The sequence below is a fragment of the Pseudomonas sp. B10(2017) genome (genome assembly GCF_002113295.1).
GTDB classification, from domain to species: domain Bacteria; phylum Pseudomonadota; class Gammaproteobacteria; order Pseudomonadales; family Pseudomonadaceae; genus Aquipseudomonas; species Aquipseudomonas pudica.
The window spans coordinates 1-22,306 of record NZ_NEJU01000008.1 but is presented as its reverse complement, the minus strand read 5'-3'; the positions used below and the strand labels follow the sequence as shown (position 1 = coordinate 22,306).

At 64.8% G+C, this 22,306-nt stretch carries 18 protein-coding genes; 13 read left to right on the top strand and 5 right to left on the bottom strand.

What is annotated here, in order from left to right:
* Positions 1 to 56: 56 nt before the first annotated feature.
* The 13 genes from tssB to CAF92_RS11930 all read left to right on the top strand — a co-directional run bounded on the left by tssB (position 57) and on the right by CAF92_RS11930 (position 17,065).
* Entirely contained in the window at positions 57 to 572 is a 516-nt protein-coding gene (gene tssB / locus CAF92_RS11990; protein WP_025340314.1) for a type VI secretion system contractile sheath small subunit, read from the top strand.
* An 11-nt stretch (positions 573 to 583) separates the two neighbouring features.
* A complete protein-coding gene (tssC, locus tag CAF92_RS11985; RefSeq protein WP_046616246.1) occupies positions 584 to 2,080 on the top strand; it encodes a type VI secretion system contractile sheath large subunit in 1,497 nt (498 codons plus the stop codon).
* A 71-nt stretch (positions 2,081 to 2,151) separates the two neighbouring features.
* The gene (locus tag CAF92_RS11980; protein WP_046616247.1) at positions 2,152 to 2,640 is read left to right on the top strand and encodes a type VI secretion system tube protein Hcp; all 489 of its coding nucleotides are present in this window, start codon (positions 2,152 to 2,154) and stop codon (positions 2,638 to 2,640) included.
* 70 nt (positions 2,641 to 2,710) lie between these two features.
* Positions 2,711 to 3,151 (top strand): type VI secretion system amidase effector protein Tae4, encoded by a 441-nt coding sequence (locus CAF92_RS11975; protein WP_025340317.1) that lies wholly within the window; start codon positions 2,711 to 2,713, stop codon positions 3,149 to 3,151.
* Positions 3,148 to 3,588: a hypothetical protein gene (locus tag CAF92_RS27445; protein WP_046616248.1), complete on the top strand. Its 441-nt coding sequence runs from the start codon at positions 3,148 to 3,150 to the stop codon at positions 3,586 to 3,588. The genes CAF92_RS11975 and CAF92_RS27445 overlap by 4 nt, the downstream gene beginning before the upstream one ends.
* The gene (gene tssE, locus CAF92_RS11965) at positions 3,582 to 4,097 is read left to right on the top strand and encodes a type VI secretion system baseplate subunit TssE (RefSeq protein WP_085600962.1); all 516 of its coding nucleotides are present in this window, start codon (positions 3,582 to 3,584) and stop codon (positions 4,095 to 4,097) included. Before CAF92_RS27445 ends, tssE begins: the two co-directional genes overlap by 7 nt.
* Entirely contained in the window at positions 4,094 to 5,956 is a 1,863-nt protein-coding gene (tssF, locus tag CAF92_RS11960) for a type VI secretion system baseplate subunit TssF (protein WP_085600961.1), read from the top strand. The genes tssE and tssF overlap by 4 nt, the downstream gene beginning before the upstream one ends.
* Positions 5,953 to 6,969 carry a type VI secretion system baseplate subunit TssG gene (gene tssG, locus CAF92_RS11955; protein WP_046616250.1) on the top strand — a complete coding sequence of 339 codons (1,017 nt, stop codon included), beginning with the start codon at positions 5,953 to 5,955 and terminating at the stop codon, positions 6,967 to 6,969. Before tssF ends, tssG begins: the two co-directional genes overlap by 4 nt.
* Positions 6,962 to 9,637 carry a type VI secretion system ATPase TssH gene (gene tssH, locus CAF92_RS11950; protein ID WP_085600960.1) on the top strand — a complete coding sequence of 892 codons (2,676 nt, stop codon included), beginning with the start codon at positions 6,962 to 6,964 and terminating at the stop codon, positions 9,635 to 9,637. The genes tssG and tssH overlap by 8 nt, the downstream gene beginning before the upstream one ends.
* An 11-nt stretch (positions 9,638 to 9,648) precedes the next feature.
* Positions 9,649 to 11,586, top strand: a complete 1,938-nt coding sequence (locus tag CAF92_RS11945) for a type VI secretion system tip protein VgrG (RefSeq protein ID WP_046616252.1) — start codon at positions 9,649 to 9,651, stop codon at positions 11,584 to 11,586.
* Between the two features lie 11 nt (positions 11,587 to 11,597).
* Entirely contained in the window at positions 11,598 to 12,032 is a 435-nt protein-coding gene (locus tag CAF92_RS11940) for a DcrB-related protein (protein WP_046616253.1), read from the top strand.
* A 9-nt stretch (positions 12,033 to 12,041) separates the two neighbouring features.
* Positions 12,042 to 16,400 carry an RHS repeat-associated core domain-containing protein gene (locus tag CAF92_RS11935; protein ID WP_085600959.1) on the top strand — a complete coding sequence of 1,453 codons (4,359 nt, stop codon included), beginning with the start codon at positions 12,042 to 12,044 and terminating at the stop codon, positions 16,398 to 16,400.
* Between the two features lie 2 nt (positions 16,401 to 16,402).
* The gene (locus CAF92_RS11930) at positions 16,403 to 17,065 is read left to right on the top strand and encodes a hypothetical protein (protein ID WP_085600958.1); all 663 of its coding nucleotides are present in this window, start codon (positions 16,403 to 16,405) and stop codon (positions 17,063 to 17,065) included.
* A 115-nt stretch (positions 17,066 to 17,180) separates the two neighbouring features.
* Here the strand turns inward: CAF92_RS11930 and CAF92_RS11925 are convergent, their stop codons facing one another.
* The 5 genes from CAF92_RS11925 to CAF92_RS11905 all read right to left on the bottom strand — a co-directional run.
* Positions 17,181 to 18,077 carry a LysR family transcriptional regulator gene (locus CAF92_RS11925; protein ID WP_085600957.1) on the bottom strand — a complete coding sequence of 299 codons (897 nt, stop codon included), beginning with the start codon at positions 18,075 to 18,077 and terminating at the stop codon, positions 17,181 to 17,183.
* A 72-nt stretch (positions 18,078 to 18,149) separates the two neighbouring features.
* Positions 18,150 to 20,186, bottom strand: coding sequence for a pyridoxamine 5'-phosphate oxidase family protein (locus CAF92_RS11920; RefSeq protein WP_085600956.1), 2,037 nt, complete (start codon positions 20,184 to 20,186; stop codon positions 18,150 to 18,152).
* A 27-nt stretch (positions 20,187 to 20,213) separates the two neighbouring features.
* The gene (locus CAF92_RS11915; RefSeq protein ID WP_046616256.1) at positions 20,214 to 20,843 is read right to left on the bottom strand and encodes a glutathione S-transferase family protein; all 630 of its coding nucleotides are present in this window, start codon (positions 20,841 to 20,843) and stop codon (positions 20,214 to 20,216) included.
* A 174-nt stretch (positions 20,844 to 21,017) separates the two neighbouring features.
* Positions 21,018 to 21,566 carry a UPF0149 family protein gene (locus CAF92_RS11910; RefSeq protein ID WP_046616257.1) on the bottom strand — a complete coding sequence of 183 codons (549 nt, stop codon included), beginning with the start codon at positions 21,564 to 21,566 and terminating at the stop codon, positions 21,018 to 21,020.
* A gap of 184 nt (positions 21,567 to 21,750) precedes the next feature.
* Positions 21,751 to 22,306 (bottom strand): thiamine pyrophosphate-dependent enzyme (locus tag CAF92_RS11905; RefSeq protein WP_256573736.1); only part of this gene is annotated, 556 nt, incomplete at its 5' end.

Below are 22,306 nucleotides of genomic sequence, written 5' to 3'. Positions count from 1 at the left end.
CAACACCGACGCCCGCAACGAACAGCGCCGCCGTACCGGCGACCAGGAGGAACAACGTGGCGAAAGACAGCTCCCAGAAATTCATCGCGCGCAACCGTGCGCCGCGGGTGCAGATCGAATATGACGTCGAGCTCTACGGCGCCGAGAAGAAAGTCCAGTTGCCGTTCGTCATGGGCGTGCTGTCGGACCTTGCCGGCAAGCCGGCCGAGCCGCTGCCAGCGGTGGCCGAGCGCAAGTTCCTGGAAATCGACGTCGACAACTTCGACTCGCGCCTGAAGGCGATGAAGCCACGCGTGGCCTTCAACGTGCCCAACGAACTGACCGGCGAAGGCAACCTGAGCCTGGACATCACCTTCGAGAGCATGGACGACTTCAGCCCGGCCGCCGTGGCACGCAAGGTCGACGCCCTCAACCAGCTGCTCGAGGCCCGCACCCAACTGGCCAACCTGCTGACCTACATGGACGGCAAGACCGGTGCCGAGGACATCATCCTCAAGGCCATCAAGGATCCGGCCCTGCTGCAAGCCCTGGCCAGCGCACCGAAACCCGTCGACAACGAGCCCAAGGCCTGAGGAGACAGCCCATGAACGATCCATTGCGCGACGCCCAGGCCCAGCCGGAAGCTGCCACCCAGGACCCGAGCGAGTTCGCCGCCCTGCTGCTGCAGGAATTCAAGCCCAAGACCGAACGTGCCAAGGAAGCGGTGGAAAGCGCCGTGCGTACCTTGGCCGAGCAAGCCCTGGCGCAGACCAGCCTGGTGTCCAACGATGCCATTGGCTCGATCGAGCAGATCATTGCCGCCATCGACGCCAAGCTGACCGCACAGGTCAACCAGATCATCCATCACAACGACTTCCAGCAGCTGGAAAGCGCCTGGCGTGGCCTGCACTACCTGGTCAACAACACCGAGAGCGACGAGCAGCTGAAGATCCGCGTGCTCAACGTCTCGAAGACCGAGCTGCACAAGACCTTGAAGAAATTCAAGGGCACCGCCTGGGACCAGAGCCCGGTGTTCAAGAAGCTGTACGAAGAAGAGTACGGCCAGTTCGGCGGCGAACCTTATGGCTGCCTGGTCGGCGACTACTACTTCGACCAGTCGCCACCCGACGTCGAGCTGCTGGGCGAGATGTCGAAGATCTGCGCCTCGATGCATGCGCCGTTCATTGCCGCCGCTTCGCCGACCGTGATGGGCATGGGCTCCTGGCAGGAACTGAGCAACCCGCGCGACCTGACCAAGATTTTCACCACCCCGGAATACGCTGGCTGGCGCTCGCTGCGTGAGTCCGAAGACTCGCGCTACATCGGCCTGACCATGCCGCGCTTCCTGGCGCGTCTGCCTTATGGCGCAAAGACCGACCCGGTCGAGGCGTTTGCCTTCGAAGAAGACACCGACGGCGCCGACAGCAGCAAGTACACCTGGGCCAACGCCGCCTATGCCATGGCCGTGAACATCAACCGCTCGTTCAAGTACTACGGCTGGTGCTCGCGCATTCGTGGCGTTGAGTCGGGTGGCGAAGTACAGGGCCTGCCGGCGCACACTTTCCCCACCGACGACGGTGGCGTGGACATGAAGTGCCCGACCGAAATCGCCATTTCCGACCGCCGCGAAGCGGAGCTGGCCAAGAACGGGTTCATGCCGCTGTTGCACAAGAAGAACACCGACTTCGCTGCCTTCATTGGTGCCCAGTCGCTGCAGAAGCCGGCCGAGTACGACGACCCGGACGCCACCGCCAACGCCAACCTGGCCGCGCGCCTGCCGTACCTGTTCGCCACCTGCCGCTTCGCTCACTACCTCAAGTGCATCGTTCGCGACAAGATCGGCTCGTTCAAGGAAAAGGACGAGATGCAGCGCTGGCTGCAGGACTGGATCCTCAACTACGTCGACGGCGACCCGGCGCACTCCACCGAGACCACCAAGGCCCAGCACCCGCTGGCAGCGGCCGAGGTTGTGGTCGAGGACGTCGAAGGCAACCCGGGTTACTACAACTCGCGCTTCTACCTGCGCCCGCACTATCAGCTCGAAGGGCTGACCGTGTCGCTGCGCCTGGTATCGAAGCTGCCTTCGGCCAAAGGGGCCTGACAGCCCCGGGGGCTGCCTGACAGCCCCAACTGCACCCAACCGCCAACCTGACATGTAATACCGAGGACACCATGGCTGTAGATATTTTCATCAAGATCGGCGACATCAAGGGCGAGTCCCACGACAAGGCCCACAAGGACGAAATCGACGTGCTCAACTGGAGCTGGGGCATGTCCCAGTCCGGCAACATGCACATGGGCAGCGGCGGCGGCTCGGGCAAGGTCAACATCCAGGACCTGTCGATCACCAAGTACATCGACAAGTCCAGCCCTAACCTGATGGCCCACTGCTCCAGCGGCAAGCACATCGACAAGGTCAAGCTGACCGTGCGCAAGGCCGGGGGCGAGAGTCAGGTCGAGTACCTGATCATCAACCTTGAAGAAGTCATCATCAGCTCGCTGAGCACCGGTGGCTCGGGCAGCGACGACCGCCTGACCGAGCACGTGACCTTGAACTTCGCCAAGGTCACCGTCGACTATCAGCCGCAGAAAGCCGACGGCACCAAGGAAGGCGGCCCGATCAAGTACGGCTGGAACATCCGCTCCAACGTCAAGATCTGACCGACCGCGCCCGCGCCGCCTTGGCTGGCGCGGGCGCCTTCCCCCACCTCACCCGCTCACGGTGAACCCCATGGCCAAGCCTTCTTTCATCAACCTCTGGAATGCCTACCCGACCGACTCCTCGCCTTGCGACGGCGGCTGGGACAACCAGTGCGCCATTCGCATGAGCATCGCGCTCAACGGCGAGCACACCATCAAGGTGAACGCCGGTACCTACAGCGAACCACGTTGTGCCCATGGCCATGCGCGGGGTGCCGAGTCGCTGGCCAACTGGCTGTGGAAGCACCATCTCGGCGCCCCGCTGCAACTGAGCGGCAGCGCAAGCGACCGCCTCAAGCTCGGCGAAAAGCGCGGCATCATCTTCTTCAAGGACTGCTTCGCCCGTGCCGGGCAGGCATTCGAAAACCGTACCGGCGATCACATCGACCTGTGGGACAGAGGCCGGGTCACGGGCTATTTCGCCGACCAGGCCCATCGTTCGAAGGCCGTCTGGTTCTGGGAGCTGAAATGAAACGTGCGCCCAAAGCCATGCCCGCCCTGCTGGTCGCGTTCGCCCTGAATGCCTGTGCACAGCCACCCGCTCCTTCCTCGAACGCGGCGCCGGAGGTCAACCTTGCCGGGAAAAAGCTTGTACTGGTGAACCACGAAGGCCGCTGCGCGTTGCGCAAGGCCGATGCCTCGCTGTTGCAACTGGAGATGCCCTGGCCCTGCCAGCTCAGCCCGGAGCGAGATGGCGGCAAGCCTCGCGTGGAGCAGTTCAATGGCGCGCAGATCATCATTGTCAGCCATGTGCAGCCAGACCCGTCACAACCCGGCCGTTGCGAGAGCCAGTACCAGGCTGTTCGCCAGCTGGGCGAACGCCTGGAGCCTTCCATCCTGGCACGTGGCGCCAGCTGTTCGAACGGCCCTGTAGACCAGAAGAACTTCGTGGGGCTGTTCGAGTGGTAGCCGAAATCGCCGCCCGCGACCGTCTGCAGCCCTCGCTGCTGGACCGCCTGACCGACGACGACCCGGGCAACCCGCAGGAAGCACCGGACAAGCGCGTGCTCAGCCTGCACCAGCTCAAGGCCTCGGTACTGCGCGACCTCGCCTGGTTGCTCAACACCACTTCGCTGCTCGACAGCGCCGCCACCCTGGGCACCCCCGCCGGGGCTTCGGTGATCAACTACGGCCTGCCGGCCCTGGCCGGCAACAGCGCCTCGAACATCGACCTGGCCGCCCTGGAGCGCATCATCCACCAGGCCATCGCCACCTACGAGCCACGTATCCTCGCCCATACCCTGAAGGTGCGTGCCCAGGCCGCACCCGGCGAGATGAATGCCAACGCCCTGAGTTTCGAAATCGAAGGCGACCTTTGGGCCCAGCCAGCGGCCTTGCCGTTGCTGCTGCATACCGAGGTGGACCTTGAGTCCGGCCATGTGCGCGTGGCCCCTGCCGAGCGCCGGAGGCGTGCATGAACCCACGCCTGCTCGAGCTGTACAACCAGGAGCTGCAGCACATCCGAGAGAGTGCGGCGGAGTTCGCCCGGGAATACCCGAAGATCGCCGGGCGCCTGACGCTGTCCGGCATCGAGTGTGCCGACCCCTATGTCGAGCGCCTGCTCGAAGGCTTCGCCTACCTCACCGCGCGGGTGCAGCTGAAGCTGGATGCCGAGTACCCGACCTTCACCCACAACCTGCTGGAGATCGCCTACCCGCACTACCTGGCGCCGACCCCGTCGATGACCGTGGTGCAACTGCAGACCGACCCCGACGAGGGGTCCCTGGCCGCCGGGTTCCGCCTGCCGCGCGACAGCGTGCTACGCGCCAACCTGGGGCGCAACTCGCAGACCCCGTGCGAGTTCCGCAGTACCCAGGACGTCACCCTGTGGCCCTTGCAGGTAGCCCGCGCCGAGTACTTCGGCAACCCCGGCGCGGTGCTCGGGCGCCTGGCCAGCAGCGTGCCGCAAGCCCGCGCCGGCCTGCGCCTGACCCTGCGCAGTGGCGCCGAGTTGCCGTTCGCCAGCTTGCCGCTCAGCCATCTGCCGTTGTACCTCAACGGCGCCGACGAGACCCCGTTCCGTCTCTACGAGCAACTGCTGGGCAGTGCCTGTGCGGTGTTCGTGCGCCAACCCGGCGCCGATTGGGTGGAACGTATTCCGGTCGAACAGGCCCTGCGCCCGTGTGGCTTCGATGACCGTGAAGCGGCGTTGCCGGTGGTGCCCCAGGCCTTCCAGGGCTACCGCTTGTTGCAGGAGTACTTCGCCCTGCCGCAGCGCTTCCTGTTCGTCGATTTTGCCGGGCTGGAGCAGGCCGTACAGCGCTGCACCGGCCAGACGCTGGAAGTGCTGGTATTGTTCGAACGCTTCGACCAGAGCCTGGAGAGCAGCGTCGGCGCGAGCCAGTTCGTGCCGTTCTGCACCCCGGCGATCAACCTGTTCCCGCGCCGTGTCGACCGCCTGCACCTTTCCGATCGGGTGCATGAACACCACGTGATCGCCGACCGCACCCGGCCCACCGATTTCGAGATCCATTCCCTGCAGCGGGTCACCGGCCACGGCACCGGGCCGGATCAGGAATTCCTGCCGTTCTACGCGGTGCGCGACCCGTCGCGCTACGGCCGCGACCAGGCCTACTACATAGTGCGCCGGGAGCCGCGGGTGTTGTCCAGCGACCAGCGTCGCAATGGCACCCGCTCCAGCTACATGGGCAGCGAAACGTTCATCAGCCTGGTCGACGGCCAGCAGGCCCCCTACCGCCACGACCTGCGCCAGCTGGGTATCAGCGCCCTGTGCAGCAACCGCGACCTGCCTCTGTTCATGAGTGTTGGCGACGGGCGCAGCGACTTCAGCCTGGCCGACAGCGCACCGGTCGCCGGCGTGCGTTGCCTGGCCGGCCCAAGCCGGCCCAAGGCCAGCCATGCCCATGACAACCGCGCCTGGCGCCTGATCAGCCAGCTGTCGCTGAACTACCTGTCGCTGGCCGAGCACGGCCAGGGCGCCGCCGCCCTGCGCGAATTGCTGCGCCTGTATGGCGACCCGCAGGACAGCGCCCTGAACCTGCAGATCGATGGCCTGCGCGACGTCAGCAGCAAGCCCTGCACCCGACGCCTGCCGATGCCCGGGCCGATCGTTTTCGGGCGTGGCCTGGAGATAACCCTGACCTTCGACGAAAACGCCTTCCGCGGCACCGGCGTGTTCCTGCTCGGCGCGGTATTCGAGCGTTTCCTGACCCGCTACGTGTCGATCAACAGCTTCACCGAAACGGTACTGCGCACCAGCGAACGCGGCGAGATCATGCGCTGGTCGGCCAAACCGGGGCGCAGGCCGACCCTATGAACACCTTGCAGGCCATGCAGGACGAGCCCTGGGCGTACGATTTCTTCCAGGCGCTGCGCCGCCTCGAAGCGCAATACCCCGAGCTGCCACGCTTCGGTCATTCCCTGCGCCTGGCCGACGAGCCTGTGCGCCTGGGCCAGCGCCTGGACTGCGGGTTCGCCCCGTCGACCCTGGCCTCGGTCAGCGCCGACGGCAACCAGCCGGCGCGCCTGGAGCAGTTCTTCTTCGGCCTCGGTGGCCCCAACGGGCCGCTGCCACTGCACCTGACCGAATACATGCGCGAGCGCCAGCGCAACCATGCCGATTCGACCAGCAAGGCGTTTCTGGACGTCTTCCATCACCGCCTGCTGAGCCTGTTCTACCGTGCCTGGGCCGAAGCCCGGCCGACCGTCAGCCACGATCGCCCGGGGGATGACTACTGGGCCGCGCGCCTGGCGGCGCTCAGTGGCCGTGGCCAACCCGAACTGCAAGGCCAGGGCGCACTGGCCGACACCGCCAAACTGCACTGGTCCGGCCACCTGAGCGCGCAAACACGCTACCCGGACGGCCTGTGCAGCATACTGAGCGGCTATTTCGGCGTGCCTGTGACGCTGGAAGAATACGTCGGCCAGTGGCTTGAGCTGCCCGAACGCAGCCAGCTCGGCGTGCGCGCCAACCGCCTGGGCGTGGACCTGTGCCTGGGCCGCTACGCCTGGGACCGCCAGCACAAGTTCCGGTTGTGCCTCGGCCCGCTCAGCCTCGACCAGTACCACGCCCTGCTGCCCGGCGGGCAGGCCTTCGTCGAACTGGCGGCATGGGTCGCCGAATACCTGGGCCAGGAACTGGACTGGGACCTCAACCTGATCCTCGCGCAGGACCAGGTGCCTGCACTGCAACTCAATGCCGGCCAACGCCTGGGCTTCGATACCTGGCTTGGCCGCCCTCCGCACGATGCACGCGACCTGAAGCTGGCCCGGTATTACGCCGACCAGCCGGCCGCCGCCCACCATACAAGGAACCAGGACCATGGGTGAAATCAGCCGCGCCGCGCTGTTCGGCAAACTCAACAGCATCGCCTACAAGGCCATCGAGGCCGCAACGGTGTTCTGCAAGCTGCGGGGCAACCCCTATGTCGAACTGGTGCACTGGCTGCACCAGTTGCTGCAACTGCAGGACAGCGACCTGCACCGTATCGTGCGCCAGTTCGATATCGAGCCGGCGCGCCTGGCCCGCGACCTGACCGATGCGCTGGACCGGCTGCCGCGCGGTTCGACCTCGATCACCGACCTTTCCTCGCAGGTGGAAGAAGCCGTCGAGCGCGGCTGGGTATACGGCAGCCTGATGTTCGGCGAGAGCCAGGTGCGCAGCGGCTACCTGCTGGTCGGCATCCTCAAGACACCTGGCCTGCGCCATGCCCTGCTGGGGCTGTCGAGCGAGTTCGCCAAACTGAAGGTCGAGGCGTTGAGCGAACGCTTCGACGAGTACGTGGGAGACTCACCGGAGAACCACCTGGCCGCCACCGACGGTTTCAGCGCTGCGCAGCCTGGCGAGGCCAGCGGCGCCGTGGCGCCTGCGGCGATGGGCAAGCAGGAGGCGCTCAAGCGCTTTACCGTCGACCTTACCGAACAGGCCCGAAGCGGCAAGCTCGACCCTATCGTCGGCCGTGACGAAGAGATCCGCCAGCTGGTCGATATCCTCATGCGGCGCCGGCAAAACAATCCGATCCTTACCGGTGAAGCTGGTGTCGGCAAGACCGCCGTGGTCGAAGGGTTCGCCTTGCGCATCGTCGCTGGCGACGTGCCGCCGGCGCTCAAGGACGTTGAGCTGCGCAGCCTGGACGTTGGCCTGCTGCAGGCTGGCGCCAGCATGAAAGGCGAGTTCGAACAACGCCTGCGCCAGGTGATCGAGGATGTGCAGGCCTCGCCCAAACCGATCATCCTGTTCATCGATGAAGCCCATACCCTGGTCGGTGCCGGTGGCGCCGCCGGCACCGGCGATGCGGCCAACCTGCTCAAGCCGGCACTGGCCCGTGGCAGCCTGCGCACGGTGGCGGCTACCACCTGGGCCGAGTACAAGAAGCACATCGAGAAGGACCCGGCCCTGACCCGTCGCTTCCAGGTGGTGCAGGTGGACGAGCCGAGCGAAGCCAAGGCGCTGCTGATGATGCGTGGGGTGGCATCGACCATGGAGCAGCACCACCAGGTGCAGATCCTCGACGAAGCACTCGAAGCCGCAGTCAAGCTGTCGCACCGCTACATCCCGGCGCGCCAGCTGCCGGACAAGTCGGTGAGCCTGCTCGATACCGCCTGCGCGCGCGTGGCCATCAGCCTGCACGCGGTGCCGGCCGAGGTCGACGACAGCCGCCGGCGTATCGAGGCGCTGGAGGTCGAGCAAGCGATCATCGCTCGTGAAGCCGCCATCGGCGTGCCTACCGGGCAGCGCCAGGCCCAGGCCGACACCCTGCTGGCCGAAGAGCGCCAACGCCTGGCCACGCTGGAAAGCCGCTGGGCTGAAGAGAAAGCTTTGGTCGACCAGTTGCTGGCCACCCGCACCCAGCTGCGCGACCAGGCCGGGGTGGTCGACCAGGACGCGCAGGTGCCAGGCAACCCTGAACTGCGCCAAACGCTGGCCGACCTGCAACGGCGCCTGAGCGCCCTGCAGGGCGAGAGCCCGTTGATCCTGCCGACCGTGGATTACCAGGCAGTCGCCTCGGTGGTGGCCGACTGGACCGGGATTCCGGTGGGACGCATGGCGCGCAACGAGATCGAGACCGTGCTCAACCTCGACAGCCTGCTGGCCAGGCGCATCATTGGCCAGGACCACGCGCTCGAAATGATCGCCAAGCGCATCCAGACCTCCCGCGCCGGCCTCGACAACCCGAACAAGCCGATTGGCGTGTTCATGCTCGCCGGCACCTCTGGCGTGGGCAAGACCGAGACCGCACTGGCCCTGGCCGAGGCGCTGTACGGCGGTGAGCAGAACCTGATCACCATCAACATGAGCGAGTTCCAGGAGGCCCATACCGTCTCGACCCTCAAGGGCGCCCCACCTGGCTACGTCGGCTACGGCGAAGGCGGGGTGCTGACCGAGGCCGTGCGCCGCCGGCCGTACAGCGTGGTGCTGCTGGACGAGGTGGAAAAGGCTCACCCGGATGTGCACGAGATCTTCTTCCAGGTGTTCGACAAGGGCGTGATGGAGGACGGCGAAGGCCGCCAGATCGACTTCCGCAACACACTGATTCTGCTCACCACCAACGCCGGTACCGAGCTCATTGCGCGCACCTGCAGCGACCCGCAGGCCCTGCCCGACCCGGATGCGGTGGCCAGCCAGCTGCGCAAGCCGCTGCTGGAAATCTTCCCGCCAGCGCTGCTCGGCCGCCTGGTGACAATCCCCTACTACCCGCTCAGCGACGCCATGCTCAAGGCCATCACCCGCCTGCAACTGGAGCGCATCCGCAAGCGCGTGGAAGGCACGCACAAGGTCGGCTTCGCCTACGACGAAGGTGTGGTGGAACTGATCGTTTCGCGCTGTACCGAAACAGAAAGCGGTGGCCGCATGATCGACGCCATCCTCACAAACGGCCTGCTGCCGGACATGAGCCGCGAGTTCCTTACCCGCATGCTCGAAGGCAAGCCGCTGGCCAGCGTGCGCATCAGCCGCCGCGAAAACGACTTGCACTATGACTTCGGCGCAGCCGACTGACAGGACGGACCATGCTGTTCACGCAGTTCACGCGCCTGGCGCAGATCAACAGCCCGTTGGGGCCGGACAAGCTGATCCTGGCCGAAATGGGTGGCAGCGACGAGCTCGGCCGCCTGTTCGACTATGAGCTGCAGCTGACCAGCGACGACCCGGCCATCGACCTCAATGCCCTGCTGGGCAAGCCGATGAGCTTGAGCGTGCAGCAGGGCCTGGGCACCTCACGCTACTTCCATGGCATCGTCGCCCGCTGCAGCCAGTCGGTGGACCAGGGCCAGTTCGCCAGCTACCGGGTCACCCTGCGCCCCTGGCTGTGGCTGCTGACCCGCACCAGCGACTGCCGCATCTTCCAGCACCTGAGCGCGCCGCAGATCATCAAGCAGGTGTTTCGCGACCTGGGCTTTTCCGACTTCGAGGATGCCCTGAGCCGCAGCTACCGCGAACGCGAATACTGCGTGCAGTACCGCGAGACCAGCTTCGACTTCGTCAGCCGGCTGATGGAAGAAGAAGGCATCTACTATTTCTTCCGCCACGAAGCGCAGCGCCACGTGCTGGTGCTGGCCGACGCCTATGGCGCTCACCCGCAGGTGCCTGGTTACGAAAGCGTGCCCTACTACCCGCCGGACGGGCAGCACCGCGAGCGTGACCACATCAACGACTGGCACCTGGCCCAGGAAGTCCAGCCTGGTTCGCTGGAGCTCAACGACTACGACTTCCAGCGCCCCAGCGCACGCATCGACGTGCGCTCGGCCATGCCACGCCCGCACCAGGCCGGTGACTACCCACTGTACGACTACCCCGGCGCCTACCAGCAAAGCCAGGATGGCGAACACTATGCGCGTACCCGCCTGGAATCGCTGCAGAGCCTGCACGAGCGGGTCGAGCTGCGCGGCAACGCCCGCGGCCTGGGCAGTGGCCACCTGTTCAGCCTCAGCGGTTTCACCCGCCAGGACCAGAACCGCGAGTACCTGATCGTCGGCGCACGCTACTACGTGCATCAGGAGCGTCTGGAAAGCGGCACCGGCAGCAGCGCAGCGCAATTCGAAAGCAACCTCAGCTGCATCGACGCACAACAGAGCTTCCGCCCGCAGGGCAGCACCGTGCGGCCGATCGTCAAGGGCCCGCAGACCGCCGTGGTGGTCGGCCCCGCTGGCGAGGAGATCTGGACCGACCAGTATGGCCGGGTGAAAGTGCACTTTCACTGGGACCGCCACGACCAGTCCAACGAGAACAGTTCCTGCTGGATCCGCGTATCGCAGGCCTGGGCCGGCAAGAACTGGGGCTCGATGCAGATCCCGCGCATCGGCCAGGAGGTGATTGTCAGCTTCCTCGAAGGCGACCCCGACCGGCCCATCATCACTGGCCGCGTCTACAACGCCGAACAGAGCGTGCCCTACGACTTGCCCGCCAATGCTACGCAAAGCGGCATGAAGAGCCGCTCGAGCAAAGGTGGCAGCCCGGCCAACTTCAATGAAATCCGCATGGAGGACAAAAAGGGCGCCGAGCAGATCTACGTACATGCCGAGCGCAACATGGACACCGTGGTCGAGCAGAGCGAGACGCTGGCCGTCGGCATCAACCGTACCCAGACGGTGGGCATGCTGGAAACCATCACCATAGGCCAGGACCGCATCCGCGCCGTGCGCCGCGACGACATGTTGCTGGTCGGCGCCAGCAAGACCGATAGCGTCAGCACCAGCTACCTGATCGAAGTGGGCGAAAACCTGCGCCTGGTGTGCGGCAAGAGCGTGATCGAGCTCAACGCCAGCGGCCAGATCAATATCAGCTGCGAGCAGTTCAGCTTCCATGCCAGGCAGAACGGCGAGATCAATACCGACGGCACCCTCGACCTGAACGTCGGCAGTGGTGCGCAGACCGCGCCCGACAACCAGGGCGTGAAAAAGACCATCGACGACTCGGTGAAGGCGATCTTCTCCGGCTCCGACCAGTAACGAGACCTGTCATGAGTTATCGCGTCAACGAATTCCGCCTGGCCTTGCCCGATGCCGCCGTGCAGGACAGCAGTATCAACATCCTGCGCTTCGAGGCGCTGGCTACCTCGCTGATCATCAGCCGCAGCCTGCTGGCCGAAGGCGAAACCTTGCAGAGCAATTTCGATGGCCAATTGCAGCGCCTGCAGCAGCAGGTCAAGGACCTGCGCATGCAACCCGCCCAGGCGGTGCAGGTAGGCGCCGGGCAGGCGATCGCCGCCATCGAGCTGAGCAGCCAGTTCAGCAAGGGCCAGGAGAAGGTCTATCAGTACCAGCTGGCCCTGGTGCTGCCTGGCACGCGCAAGATGTTTGCCCTGAGCTACGTCAAGGCCAGCCCGCTGGGTGCGACCGAAGCGGCGCACTGGGCAAGCATCAAGCAGTCGCTCGACTTCGACAACCTGGGCTGATCGCGCACCATGTCCGACGCTCTGTGGGCCGCCCGCGAAGGCGACGCGCTGATGCACACCTCGATGCTGGCCGACATCGTCGGGGGTGTGCTGGAAATCGCCGCCACGGTGGCCATCGGCGCCCTGGCCACGGCTGCCGTGGCGGCGGCATTCGGCCTGACCGTGGCCACCGGTGGCCTGGGTTGCTTCGTGCTGGGCGCAGTGGTCGGCCTGGTGGTCGGTGTGGTCATGGCCAAGACCGGCGCCGATACGGGCCTGAGCCGATTATGCGAGGGCATCGGCAATTTCCTGTTCCCGCCGTCGGTGCAGGCCAACATCATCAGTGGCTCGCCTAACACTCGCACCAATGGCAAGCGCGCGGCACGTGCCGCCGGCGTCGTCACCGGCCCGCCGGCACCGCTGGAGCAGGCCGGCGCCGAGGCTGGCGAGGCGAAGGAAGAAACCTTCCTCGACATGGCCAAGGGCTTCTTCTCGCAGATGTGGCGGCCGACCGTAGCCACGCCCGCTGCCAATACCTTGCCAGCCCCGGACGACAAGGTACTGTGCAGCAAGCACCCGCCGATGCCACCGCAGTACCTGGCCGAGGGGTCCAGCAAAGTGCTGATCAATGGCCACCCGGCCTGCCGCAGCGGCGACCGCAGCACCTGCGAAGCGGTGATCGTCGATGGCGGCCTGGTGTCGAACAACGTGCGCATCGGTGGCGAGCCGATCGTGGTGCGCGAGATTCGCAGCGGCAAGACGCCGGGCATTGGCCTGGCAGTGACCGCGTTGATGCTGCTGCGCGGGCGTGGCGGCAAGTTCTACAGCAAGTTCGGCTGCATGTTGGTGGGCGGCGTGAGCAGCGTGGTTACCGGCCAGGTGACAGGCGCCCTCACCCAGGCCATGGCCGGTTCGCCCAACCCGGTACATGCCGCCACCGGCGGCAAGGTCCTGTGTGGCGAGGAAGACCTCGACTTCACCGTGCAGGCAACCCTGCCAATCGCCTGGCAACGCTTCTACAACAGCCATGACGAGAGGGTCGACGGCCTGTTCGGCGCGGGCTGGAGCGTGCCCTACGAAGTTTCGGTGCAGGTTGGTGCAGACGATCACCTGGTGCTGATCGACGAGCAGGCACGCCGGGTGGACATGGGCATCATTACCTTGGGTGATGCGGTGTTCAGCGTCGGTGAAGGGCTGAGCGTACGCCGGGCGCACAACGGCGAACTGCTGACCGAAAGCCGCGAAGGCGAGTATCGGCTGTTCCAGCCGACCCCGGGGCGGCCCGATCGACTGCGCCTGAGCCAGATCGGTGATCGCAACGACAACCGGATCTATCTGGACTACGACAACCAGGGCCGCCTTTGCCAGTTGCGCGACACCTTCGACCAGGTGCGTGTCAGCCTGGGCTACGGCGAACAATGGCCACGACGGGTGAGCCACATCGACTTCCATGCGGCGAGCGGCGAATCGCAACGCCTGGCCAGCTATGGCCATGACGCCAATGGCGACCTCGCGCAGGTGCTGGATGGCACAGGCCAGCCGTTGCGCAGTTTCGCCTATGACGCCGCCCGACGCATGATCGAACACCGTACCGGCGGCGGCCTGTGCTGTTTCTACGAATGGGCGCAGCACGAGGACGGTTGGCGGGTGGTGCGGCACTGGACCAACGGCGGCGACAGCTACGCCTTCGAATACGACGTGACCGCAGGCATCACCCGGGTGACCGACAGTCTTGGCCGCGTTGCCGTGCGCCACTGGAACCAGCAATACCAGATCACCACCTATACCGATGCCCTTGAGCGGACCTGGCGCTTCGAGTGGAATGACGAGCGCCAGTTGCTTGCGGCCAGCGACCCCATGGATGGACGCTGGCAGTTCTTCTACGATGAATCGGGCAACCTTGCCGAGACCGTCGACCCACTGGGGCGTAGCGAGTCGACCGAGTGGCTCGAGCATTGGTCGCTGCCGCGCAGCCAGACAGACCCGGCAGGGCAGCGTTGGACCTTCACCTATGACCAACGCGGCAATTGCACGCGCCAGACCGACCCGTTGGGCCAGCACACCCGCTATCGCCATGACAGCCAGGGCAACCCAGTCGAAATCATCGATGCCAACGGTTCCAGCCGCCACCTGCGCTGGAACGAACGAGGCCTGGTGGTCGAACAGCGGGACTGCTCCGGCTACCTGACCCGCCTCGCCTACGACCCCTTGGGCCACCTGCAATCGATTACCGACGCCCAGGGCGAGCGCACCGAGTACCAGCATGACGACAAAGGTCGCTTGCGCAGAGTGACCTTGCCCGATGGCCGCAGCGAAGCGTTTGCCCTCGATGCCAGCGGCCTGTTGACCCAGCACATCGACACGGCAGGTCACGTTACCCAATACCGGCGTAACTGCCGTGGCCAGCTGGAGCTGCGCATTGATGCGCTCGGCCGGCAGGTACGCTACCACCATGACAACTGTGGGCGCCTGCTCGCGCTGTACAACGAAAATGGCGAGGCCTACGGTTTCGAATGGGATGCAGGCGACCGGCTGATTGCCGAGCGCGATCTGGACGGTGGCATGAGGCGCTACCAGTACGACCCGCTGGACAACCTTGTCCAGGTCACCTTCCTGCCTGCGCCGGGCAGCGAGGACGCGCCCATCATTCACCGCATGGCATATGACGCAGGCCGTCGCCTGCTGACCCGCCACACCGATGAGGGACGCACCGACTACTGCAACGACCCACTGGACAACGTGGTTGCGATCCGCCGTACCGCCGTGGATGGCCAGGTCGAGGAACTGGGCTTCGCTTTCGATGCACTGGGCCAGTTGCTCGAAGAACACAGCGCGCAGGGCAGCGTGCAGTACCAGTACGATCCGCTCGGCAACCTCACCCGCACGCGAGTACCCGACGGCCGCTGGGTCAACCGCCTGTACTACGGTAGCGGGCACCTGCACCAGGTCAACCTCGATGGCAAGGTGGTGTGCGATTTCGAGCGTGACCGTGTTCACCGGGAAACACTGCGACTGCAGGGCAACCTGGCGATCCAACGCCAGTACGACCGTGGCGGGCGCCTGCGCACCTTGCTCCGCCGCCCGACAGCGCAACCCAGCCGGCTGCCGGCGCCAGACCAGCAGCGTTATCAGTTCGACGCAGCCGACCAACTGGCCGTACGCGAGGTGCAACACCCGGGCAACGGGTATTTACAGACTTTTCAGCACGATGGCTGCGGCTATGTCCTGGGCCGTCAGGACAGCCCGACCGGCCAGCGCGAAGCGTTCCGCTACGACCCGGCTGGCAACCTGCTCGACCCGGTGGCGGCCAGTGCCGGGCTGGTCCGGCACAACCGCGTGCTCACCTTCGAGGACAAGCGCTATCGCTACGATGGCTTCGGTCGCCTGGTGGAAAAGCGCAGCCGCCGACGCGGCACGCAGCTTTTTCGCTATGACGCCGAGCACCGGCTGGTCCAGGTACGCAACCTGCAAGCCGGGCGGGAGCGCATCATAGACATGCGCTACGACCCGATGGGCCGGCGCACGGAGAAGATCGAATCGACGCTCGACGGCCAGGTGGTCAGCCGCACCCGCTTCAACTGGAGTGGCCTGCGCCTGCTAGGTGAGCAGCACAATGGCCGGCAGGCGTTGTACCTGTATGAAGACGATGGCCACGAACCGCTGGCCCGGGTGGATGGCCTGGGCGCTCACCAGCAAGTGCTGCATTACCACAATGACATCAACGGCCTGCCGGAGCAGTTGACCGATGACACCGGCGAGGTCGTGTGGTCGGCGCGCTACCTGACCTGGGGCGCAGGTTGGGATGAACAGCGCGCCACCCGCCTGCCGGAAGAACAGAACCTGCGCTTTCAGGGCCAGTACCTGGACCGCGAAATCGGCCTGCACTACAACCTGTTCCGCTTCTATGACCCGGAGATAGGTCGCTTTACCCAGCCTGACCCAATCGGTCTGGCCGGTGGTTTGAACCTTTACGAGTATGCCCCGAACCCCTTCACATGGATTGATCCGTGGGGACTGCTCAAAGAAGGCGAAACCGCAGGCTATGGTGCCAAGGTGCACCGAGGCGATGGCCTTGAAGCCCATGAAATTCTGCGTAACAAGTTCTTACAGGATGCCGGTCTGGCACCGAAAAACCGCAGGATGCGTGGCAACCCTTCGATTGCCCTGACGCCTAAGCACCATGACCAGGTACATGCCGCAGAGAACCGGTTGCGCAAGGCAATGGGCCTCAAGCCTAACCAGATGCTCAAGAGCGGCAAGCTTGAGATCCGTTTGATGTCCAAGGCTATCTACCAATCGCTGGTCAGCCAGGGAGATGTCACAATCCAACAACTCAGGACGGCCCGGCGTTACGCCAAGTCGTTCGCCAAAAGCAAAGGGTGTTACTAGCCATGAAGAAAATCGTGTTGTCTCAACAAGATCGCGGCTTCGGTCAGATCGGCGGTGCGCCTTTGCTCAAGGACCTATCCTTGTGGCCAGCCAACCCGCAAACCGGTGGGTTGCTGACGCCCATCCTGACCCTGACCGAACAGTTCCAACCGGCCCGGTTCGTCCCGCCAGGCATGGCTATCACCGTTTTCCTTGCCGTCGAGCAACAGCAGGACGGTAGCTTCAGCCGCCCGCTCCAGCGCCGCTATACGGTCAATCAGCAGTCGGAGCTGCAGAAGGTCATCAGCAGTGGTTTTGCCCGGGTCATCCTGCATGAGCTCGCCAGCCAGCCACTGGAGTCCAGCAACCCGCCCTTGCTGCTGGAGCGAGCGTTCATCGATTTCGAAGAAATGACCGACGAGGAGCATGACGAGGAGCATGAGGACGAGGACAGCGGGATCGGCCTGAGCAAACCCAGCGGCCGGCCTTGCTGGCTGCAAGACCCGATCTATGAACCACCGCGCTACATGTTCATGATGCAGCTGGTGGACGCCGACGTGGCCGAAGCCAGTCCGCAACATGTTGGGCTGTTTGGCGAAGGTAACGGCTACCTGTTCGTGGACATGCAGGCGCGCCGTGGCAGGGAAGGCGATGACGCCGGGTTCTTCTTCATTCAGTTCACCTGAATCGGCAACTTCGACCACCCGAGAGCGGCCAGGGCTGAGGAGCCCCACATCAACATTTACCATTTGGACAACACGCCGTTCCCTTGGGGAGACTGGGGCGCGGCATTGGATTGAATCAGTCCAGCTGCCGAGCCCTCAGCGCCTGCGCCAGCATGTCAATGAAGGCCCGGACCTTGGCCGAACCGTACTTGCTCTCCCGGTGCAGTATATGGATTGGCCACGGCGCCTCTTCGTATTCGGCAAGGATCACCTGCAACTGCCCACTGGCCACCTCTTCCGCGACCTGATACGACAGCAGGCGGGCAATGCCCAACCCGCCGCTGGCAGCGGCGATTGCCCCGTCATTGCTGGTCACTGTCAAGCGAGGCTTCATGCGCACCAGAGTCGGCTCATCGGTTACTCCGAAACGCCAGCCGGCTCGCGGCGACAGGTTGGTGGTACCGATCACCGCATGCTCCGCCAGGTCGGACGGGTGCTTCGGCACCCCGTGGCGCGCCAGGTACTCGGGAGAGGCGCACAGCATGCGCCGGACCCTGCCCACCCGCAGTGCTTTGAGCCCGGAGTCAGGCAAGGGGCCGATACGAACAGCCACATCCATGCCCTCTTCGACCATGTTGACGATGCGGTCGAGGAAGTAGGCGGAAACGTCAACCTCGGGGTACTGCTGCAGGTAGTGGACGATGCACGGCATGACGAACTTCTTGCCGAACAGGATGGGCGCAGTGACGGCCAGGTCGCCCTTGGGCGTGGCGTTGATGCCGGCGGCGGCTTCGTTGGCCTCGTTGATGCTGGCGAGGATATGCCGGGTGTCTTCCAGGTAGCGGCCCCCGGCTTCGGTCAGGCGTACGCTACGGGTGGTGCGCAGCAGCAGCTTGACCCCCAGCTGATCTTCCAGGGCGCTGACGGCACGGGTGACCGCGGCTGGGGAGATGTCCAGGCGGCGGGCAGCGGCGGCGAAGCTTTCCAGCTCGCCTACGGCGACGAACACCTTCATCAGGTGGATCTGGTCCATGCGGGCTCCTGGGGCTATGAAGTACCGGAATTATCTTTCATCTGAGCGTTTTGGACAGGGGACCGAGCACGATCAGATATCCAGTACCAACGCCTGCTCCCCCTCCTCGACCCGGGCCGGCACGGCACAGCAGATCAGCACCGAGCCCGCCTCCGGCAGCTCGGCCGGCGGGGTCGGGTAATGCACCTGGCCACTGACCAACCGGGTCTTGCAGGTACCGCACGATCCACCTCTGCAACTGAACTCCGGCGACAATCCGCGAGCCTCGGCCAGTTCCAGCAGCGTCCCGCTACCCGGCGCCCAGCGCGCCTCCTTGGCTGAAGCCGCAAAGTACACCGGTACCGGCTCGCTGGCAGCAGGTGGCTGCTGCAGGGTGGGCTGGTCATCGTCGGTGTGCCGCCGGAGCGTCGACGGGCCAAAGGCTTCGGCATGGATCCGCGCATCCGGCACATGCACCCCGCGCAGCCCTTCATACAGGTCCTGAGTAAAACTGCCCGGGCCGCACAGGTAGAAATCGTAGTCGTCCAGCGCCAGCGTCGCCTTGACCTGCTCGATACCCAGCCGACCGGCAAACTCGTAATCACGCCCCGCCAGTGCATCCTCTTCCGGCTGGCTCAGGGCGCGGTGCACGTGCAGCAGGCCACCGGCCTGTTGCCGCAAGCTTGCCAGCTCCTCACGGAACGGCAGGTCGGCCAGGCTGCGTGCACCATGGAACAGATGAATGCGCCGTGCCTGACCCTTGCTCAACTGCTCGCGCAGCATGGCCAGTAACGGCGTGATACCCACACCCGCGCCAATCAGCACAAGCGGCCGTGTGCTCTGCTGGTCCAGTGTGAAGCTGCCCATCGGCGGGCGCACGTTCAGCACATCGCCTGCCACGACGCGCTCATGCAGGTGCCGCGAGGCCGGGCCCTGCGCTTTGACGCTGATGCGCAGATAACCGTCGGAAGGCGCGCTGGACAGGCTGTAGGTGCGGATCAGCGCCGCTTCGCCGTCGAGCTGGACTTGCACCGGAACATGCTGCCCCGGCGCAAAGGCCATTGCACTGCCAGCAGGAGGCTCAAGGTAGAACGAGCGGATATCACGGCTTTCCTGCTCGACCCGCAGCACACGCCAGGCCTGCCATTGGCGCTGCCGCTGGCGTTGCTGCAGGCGTATGTCGGCCTCGGCCCAGGTGCCGGTCATCAGGCTGGTCGGCGCGTACTCCTTGAAGGCCCAACGCAAGGAAACGGCAGCCGGGCGGCACACCACCTGCTCGATCTCCAGCGTCCACAAGCGCTCGGCACCTTCGAATGCCTGGATGGCGGGGCTGTCCAGCAGCAACTCGGCATGCCCGTATAGCTGCAACACGTTGCCGTTGCTGAAATCGATGAACAGCAACCCTGCTTGCGGGTTCACCAGCAGGTTGCCCAAGGTGTTGAAGTGCAGGTTGCCAGCATAGTCGGGAATGGTCAGGCGGTTGCCTTCGACCTTGATGAACCCGGGCCGCCCGCCACGGTGGGAGACATCCACCGAGCGCTGGCCGTCGTCATGCTCGACATAGCTGGCGACAAAGAAGGTGTCGGCTGCCTGGATCATGCTGACAGCCGAGGCATCGAGTGTCGTCGCATCGACACGCCCTTGGGCGGGTTCCGCGACACGGGTGTAGTCACGCAGCTGGATGTACTGCGGGCAGTTGCCAAAGGATTGCTCCACAGTCACCTGCAGTTGCCCATCGCCGGCCTGGCGGATCTGCCCGTTGAGGCGGTTGCGCCGGCGGGTGTGCAGTTCGATCCCCAGCAGGCCGACCGCCTGCCCGGCAGCCAGCCCCTGGGTAGCGGGATCGTCTGCTGGCAGTTGAGTGTCGATCGTCAGCTGGCGCGGGTCCGGCGAGCTGACGAAACCTTCCGGCCCTTCCAGCAGCGTTGCCCAGGGCCGCCCCAGTGCGTCCACACTGGCGGCGACCATGAACGGCAACTGGTGATAGAAAATACGATGCTGGTCGGGCATGTAGTCACGAATGACCTTCTGCCCGAACGCCTCCATGCGCTCCGCGACACCGACTTTTTCCTGCAGGGTCTTCTCCCCCGCATGCCAAGGCGAGGAGTGGTGGTCCGGGTTCTGTTGCATGGCGGCGTTCCTCGCTGTGGCGGGATGTCAGGCGCTGGTCTGCAGGCCGATCACGGTGCGTGGCATGGGCACGAAGCCCGGCAGCGCCTCGACCCGCGCAAGCCAGCTGCGTACGTTGGCATAGGGCTCCAGAGACACATTGCCTTCCGGTGCGTGGGCGATGTACGAGTAGTTGGCGATGTCTGCGATGGTCGGGGTACTCCCCGCCAGGAAAGGTGCCTTGGCCAGTTCGGCGTCGATCACCTTGAGCAAGGTGTGGGCGCGGGTAATCACTTCATCGGTATTGAACGAAGCACCGAATACCGTCACCAGGCGGGCAGCGGCAGGGCCGAATGCCAGCGGGCCGGCAGCGATCGACAACCAGCGTTGTACGCGGGCGGCGGCGGCAGGTTCTTCGGGCAGCCAGGTGCCGTTGTCGTACTTCTTCGCCAGGTAGACGAGAATAGCGTTGGAATCGGCAATCACCGTGCCGTTGTCATCAATGACCGGCACCTGGCCGAACGGGTTCAGCGCCAGGAAGTCGGGCTGTTTGTGTGCACCTTTGGCCAGGTCGACAAAGACCAGCTCGGTGGGCAGCTTCAGCAGCGAAAGCATCAGCTCGATGCGGTGGGCGTGGCCGGACTTGGGGAAGTTGTAAAGCTTGATCGGGTTCGACATGGGCTTGGCTCCTGGTCAGCTCCGGGGTGGGCTGATGGAGCACATGCTGCACGGGTTCGCCTGGCAACAGAATCAGTGCGCCAGGGAAACCATAATTTCGCATGGCGGAATAATCGTGGCACACGCGCCGGCCAGAGCCCCTGCAAGCGTCCGCCTCAGGGGCACCCGCTGGATTCAGTGCCGGTTGAAGTACCGGAATAATCCACGTGCAGCCTCGACCACCTTCGGTACGCAGGCCTGGATGTCCTCTTCGCTCATCTGGTCCAACAGCTCGAAGTTATCCTCCAGCCCATGCAGCGAAATGGCCTTGAGCAACTGATCCTGCTCCGCAGGCAGCGGCTCCCAGCCAGCGACCTGAGTGCCGCGCATGTAGCCAAAGCACCACTCCTCCATCACGACCACCGTGCCCTGCTCGCCTTCGCTTTCCTCGAACAATGGCTCGAACCGGTCGATGTCATCGCTCAGCTCTTCGGCTACCTGGTTGGCGTAGCGCAGCATCAACGCCGTATAGGCCTCTTCATGCGCCGGCTTCTTGAATTTCGGCACCTTGCCACCTGCCACCACGGGCAGCCATTGCTCCGGGGTGACGGTGACCGGCGAGCTGGCCAGCGCCGTGAAAAAGCCATTGAGCTCGGCCAGGTTCAGCACCGAGTAATCGTTGCCGTAGGTGATCAGCAGGTCTTCGAGGCGGTCGAGTTCTTTTTCGCTGAGGGCGGGTAGCATGGGTGGACATCCTGGGAAGCAAAAGTGTGTGCACCCTAGCACAGAACCGTCCAAGGGCTACCCGCGGTTGCAGAAACACGGGCAGCCAAGCGTCAACATAAAGGGGTTATTGCCATCAGCCGACAGCCACCGGCTCGGGAAATACCGGTGACCGCCGGATAGGCATCAACTGGACTGTTACGCTTTACACCGCCAGCGCGCGCTCACGCAGCTCGCTGTTGAGGATGCGGTCGTTCTCGCTGTAATCGACCGGGCAGTCGATCACGTGCACGCCCGGGGTCTTGATGCAGTGCTCGAGCAGCGGCAGCAGGCCCTCGGCGCTTTCCACGCGGTGGCCGTTGGCACCATAGGCTTCGGCGTATTTGACGAAGTCCGGGTTGCCGTAGTCCAGGCCAAAATCGGTGAAGCCCATGTTCGCCTGCTTCCAGCGGATCATGCCGTAGCCGTCGTCACGCAGGATCACCACGGTGATGTGCATGCCCAGGCGTACCGCGGTTTCCAGCTCCTGGCTGTTCATCATGAAGCCACCGTCGCCGCAAACCGAAATAACCGGGCGGTCCGGGTGCACCAGGTGCGCGGCCATGGCCGATGGCAGGCCGGCGCCCATGGTCGCCAGGGCGTTGTCCAGCAGCACGGTGTTCGGCTTGTGCGCCTTGTAGTTGCGGGCGAACCAGATCTTGTAGATGCCGTTGTCCAGGGCAACGATGCCTTCGGACGGCAGCACGCGACGGATGTCGGCG

What these genes read in the sequence shown, in the direction of transcription:
- CAF92_RS11925 (WP_085600957.1), bottom strand. Translation starts at nt 18,077, where the DNA reads ATGGACCAGATCCACCTGATGAAGGTGTTCGTCGCCGTAGGCGAGCTG.
- CAF92_RS11975 (WP_025340317.1), top strand. Translation starts at nt 2,711, where the DNA reads ATGGCCAAGCCTTCTTTCATCAACCTCTGGAATGCCTACCCGACCGAC.
- tssH (WP_085600960.1), top strand. Translation starts at nt 6,962, where the DNA reads ATGGGTGAAATCAGCCGCGCCGCGCTGTTCGGCAAACTCAACAGCATC.
- CAF92_RS11920 (WP_085600956.1), bottom strand. Translation starts at nt 20,186, where the DNA reads ATGCAACAGAACCCGGACCACCACTCCTCGCCTTGGCATGCGGGGGAG.
- CAF92_RS11945 (WP_046616252.1), top strand. Translation starts at nt 9,649, where the DNA reads ATGCTGTTCACGCAGTTCACGCGCCTGGCGCAGATCAACAGCCCGTTG.
- CAF92_RS11935 (WP_085600959.1), top strand. Translation starts at nt 12,042, where the DNA reads ATGTCCGACGCTCTGTGGGCCGCCCGCGAAGGCGACGCGCTGATGCAC.
- CAF92_RS11980 (WP_046616247.1), top strand. Translation starts at nt 2,152, where the DNA reads ATGGCTGTAGATATTTTCATCAAGATCGGCGACATCAAGGGCGAGTCC.
- tssC (WP_046616246.1), top strand. Translation starts at nt 584, where the DNA reads ATGAACGATCCATTGCGCGACGCCCAGGCCCAGCCGGAAGCTGCCACC.
- CAF92_RS11910 (WP_046616257.1), bottom strand. Translation starts at nt 21,566, where the DNA reads ATGCTACCCGCCCTCAGCGAAAAAGAACTCGACCGCCTCGAAGACCTG.
- CAF92_RS11930 (WP_085600958.1), top strand. Translation starts at nt 16,403, where the DNA reads ATGAAGAAAATCGTGTTGTCTCAACAAGATCGCGGCTTCGGTCAGATC.
- CAF92_RS11915 (WP_046616256.1), bottom strand. Translation starts at nt 20,843, where the DNA reads ATGTCGAACCCGATCAAGCTTTACAACTTCCCCAAGTCCGGCCACGCC.
- tssF (WP_085600961.1), top strand. Translation starts at nt 4,094, where the DNA reads ATGAACCCACGCCTGCTCGAGCTGTACAACCAGGAGCTGCAGCACATC.
- CAF92_RS27445 (WP_046616248.1), top strand. Translation starts at nt 3,148, where the DNA reads ATGAAACGTGCGCCCAAAGCCATGCCCGCCCTGCTGGTCGCGTTCGCC.
- CAF92_RS11940 (WP_046616253.1), top strand. Translation starts at nt 11,598, where the DNA reads ATGAGTTATCGCGTCAACGAATTCCGCCTGGCCTTGCCCGATGCCGCC.
- tssG (WP_046616250.1), top strand. Translation starts at nt 5,953, where the DNA reads ATGAACACCTTGCAGGCCATGCAGGACGAGCCCTGGGCGTACGATTTC.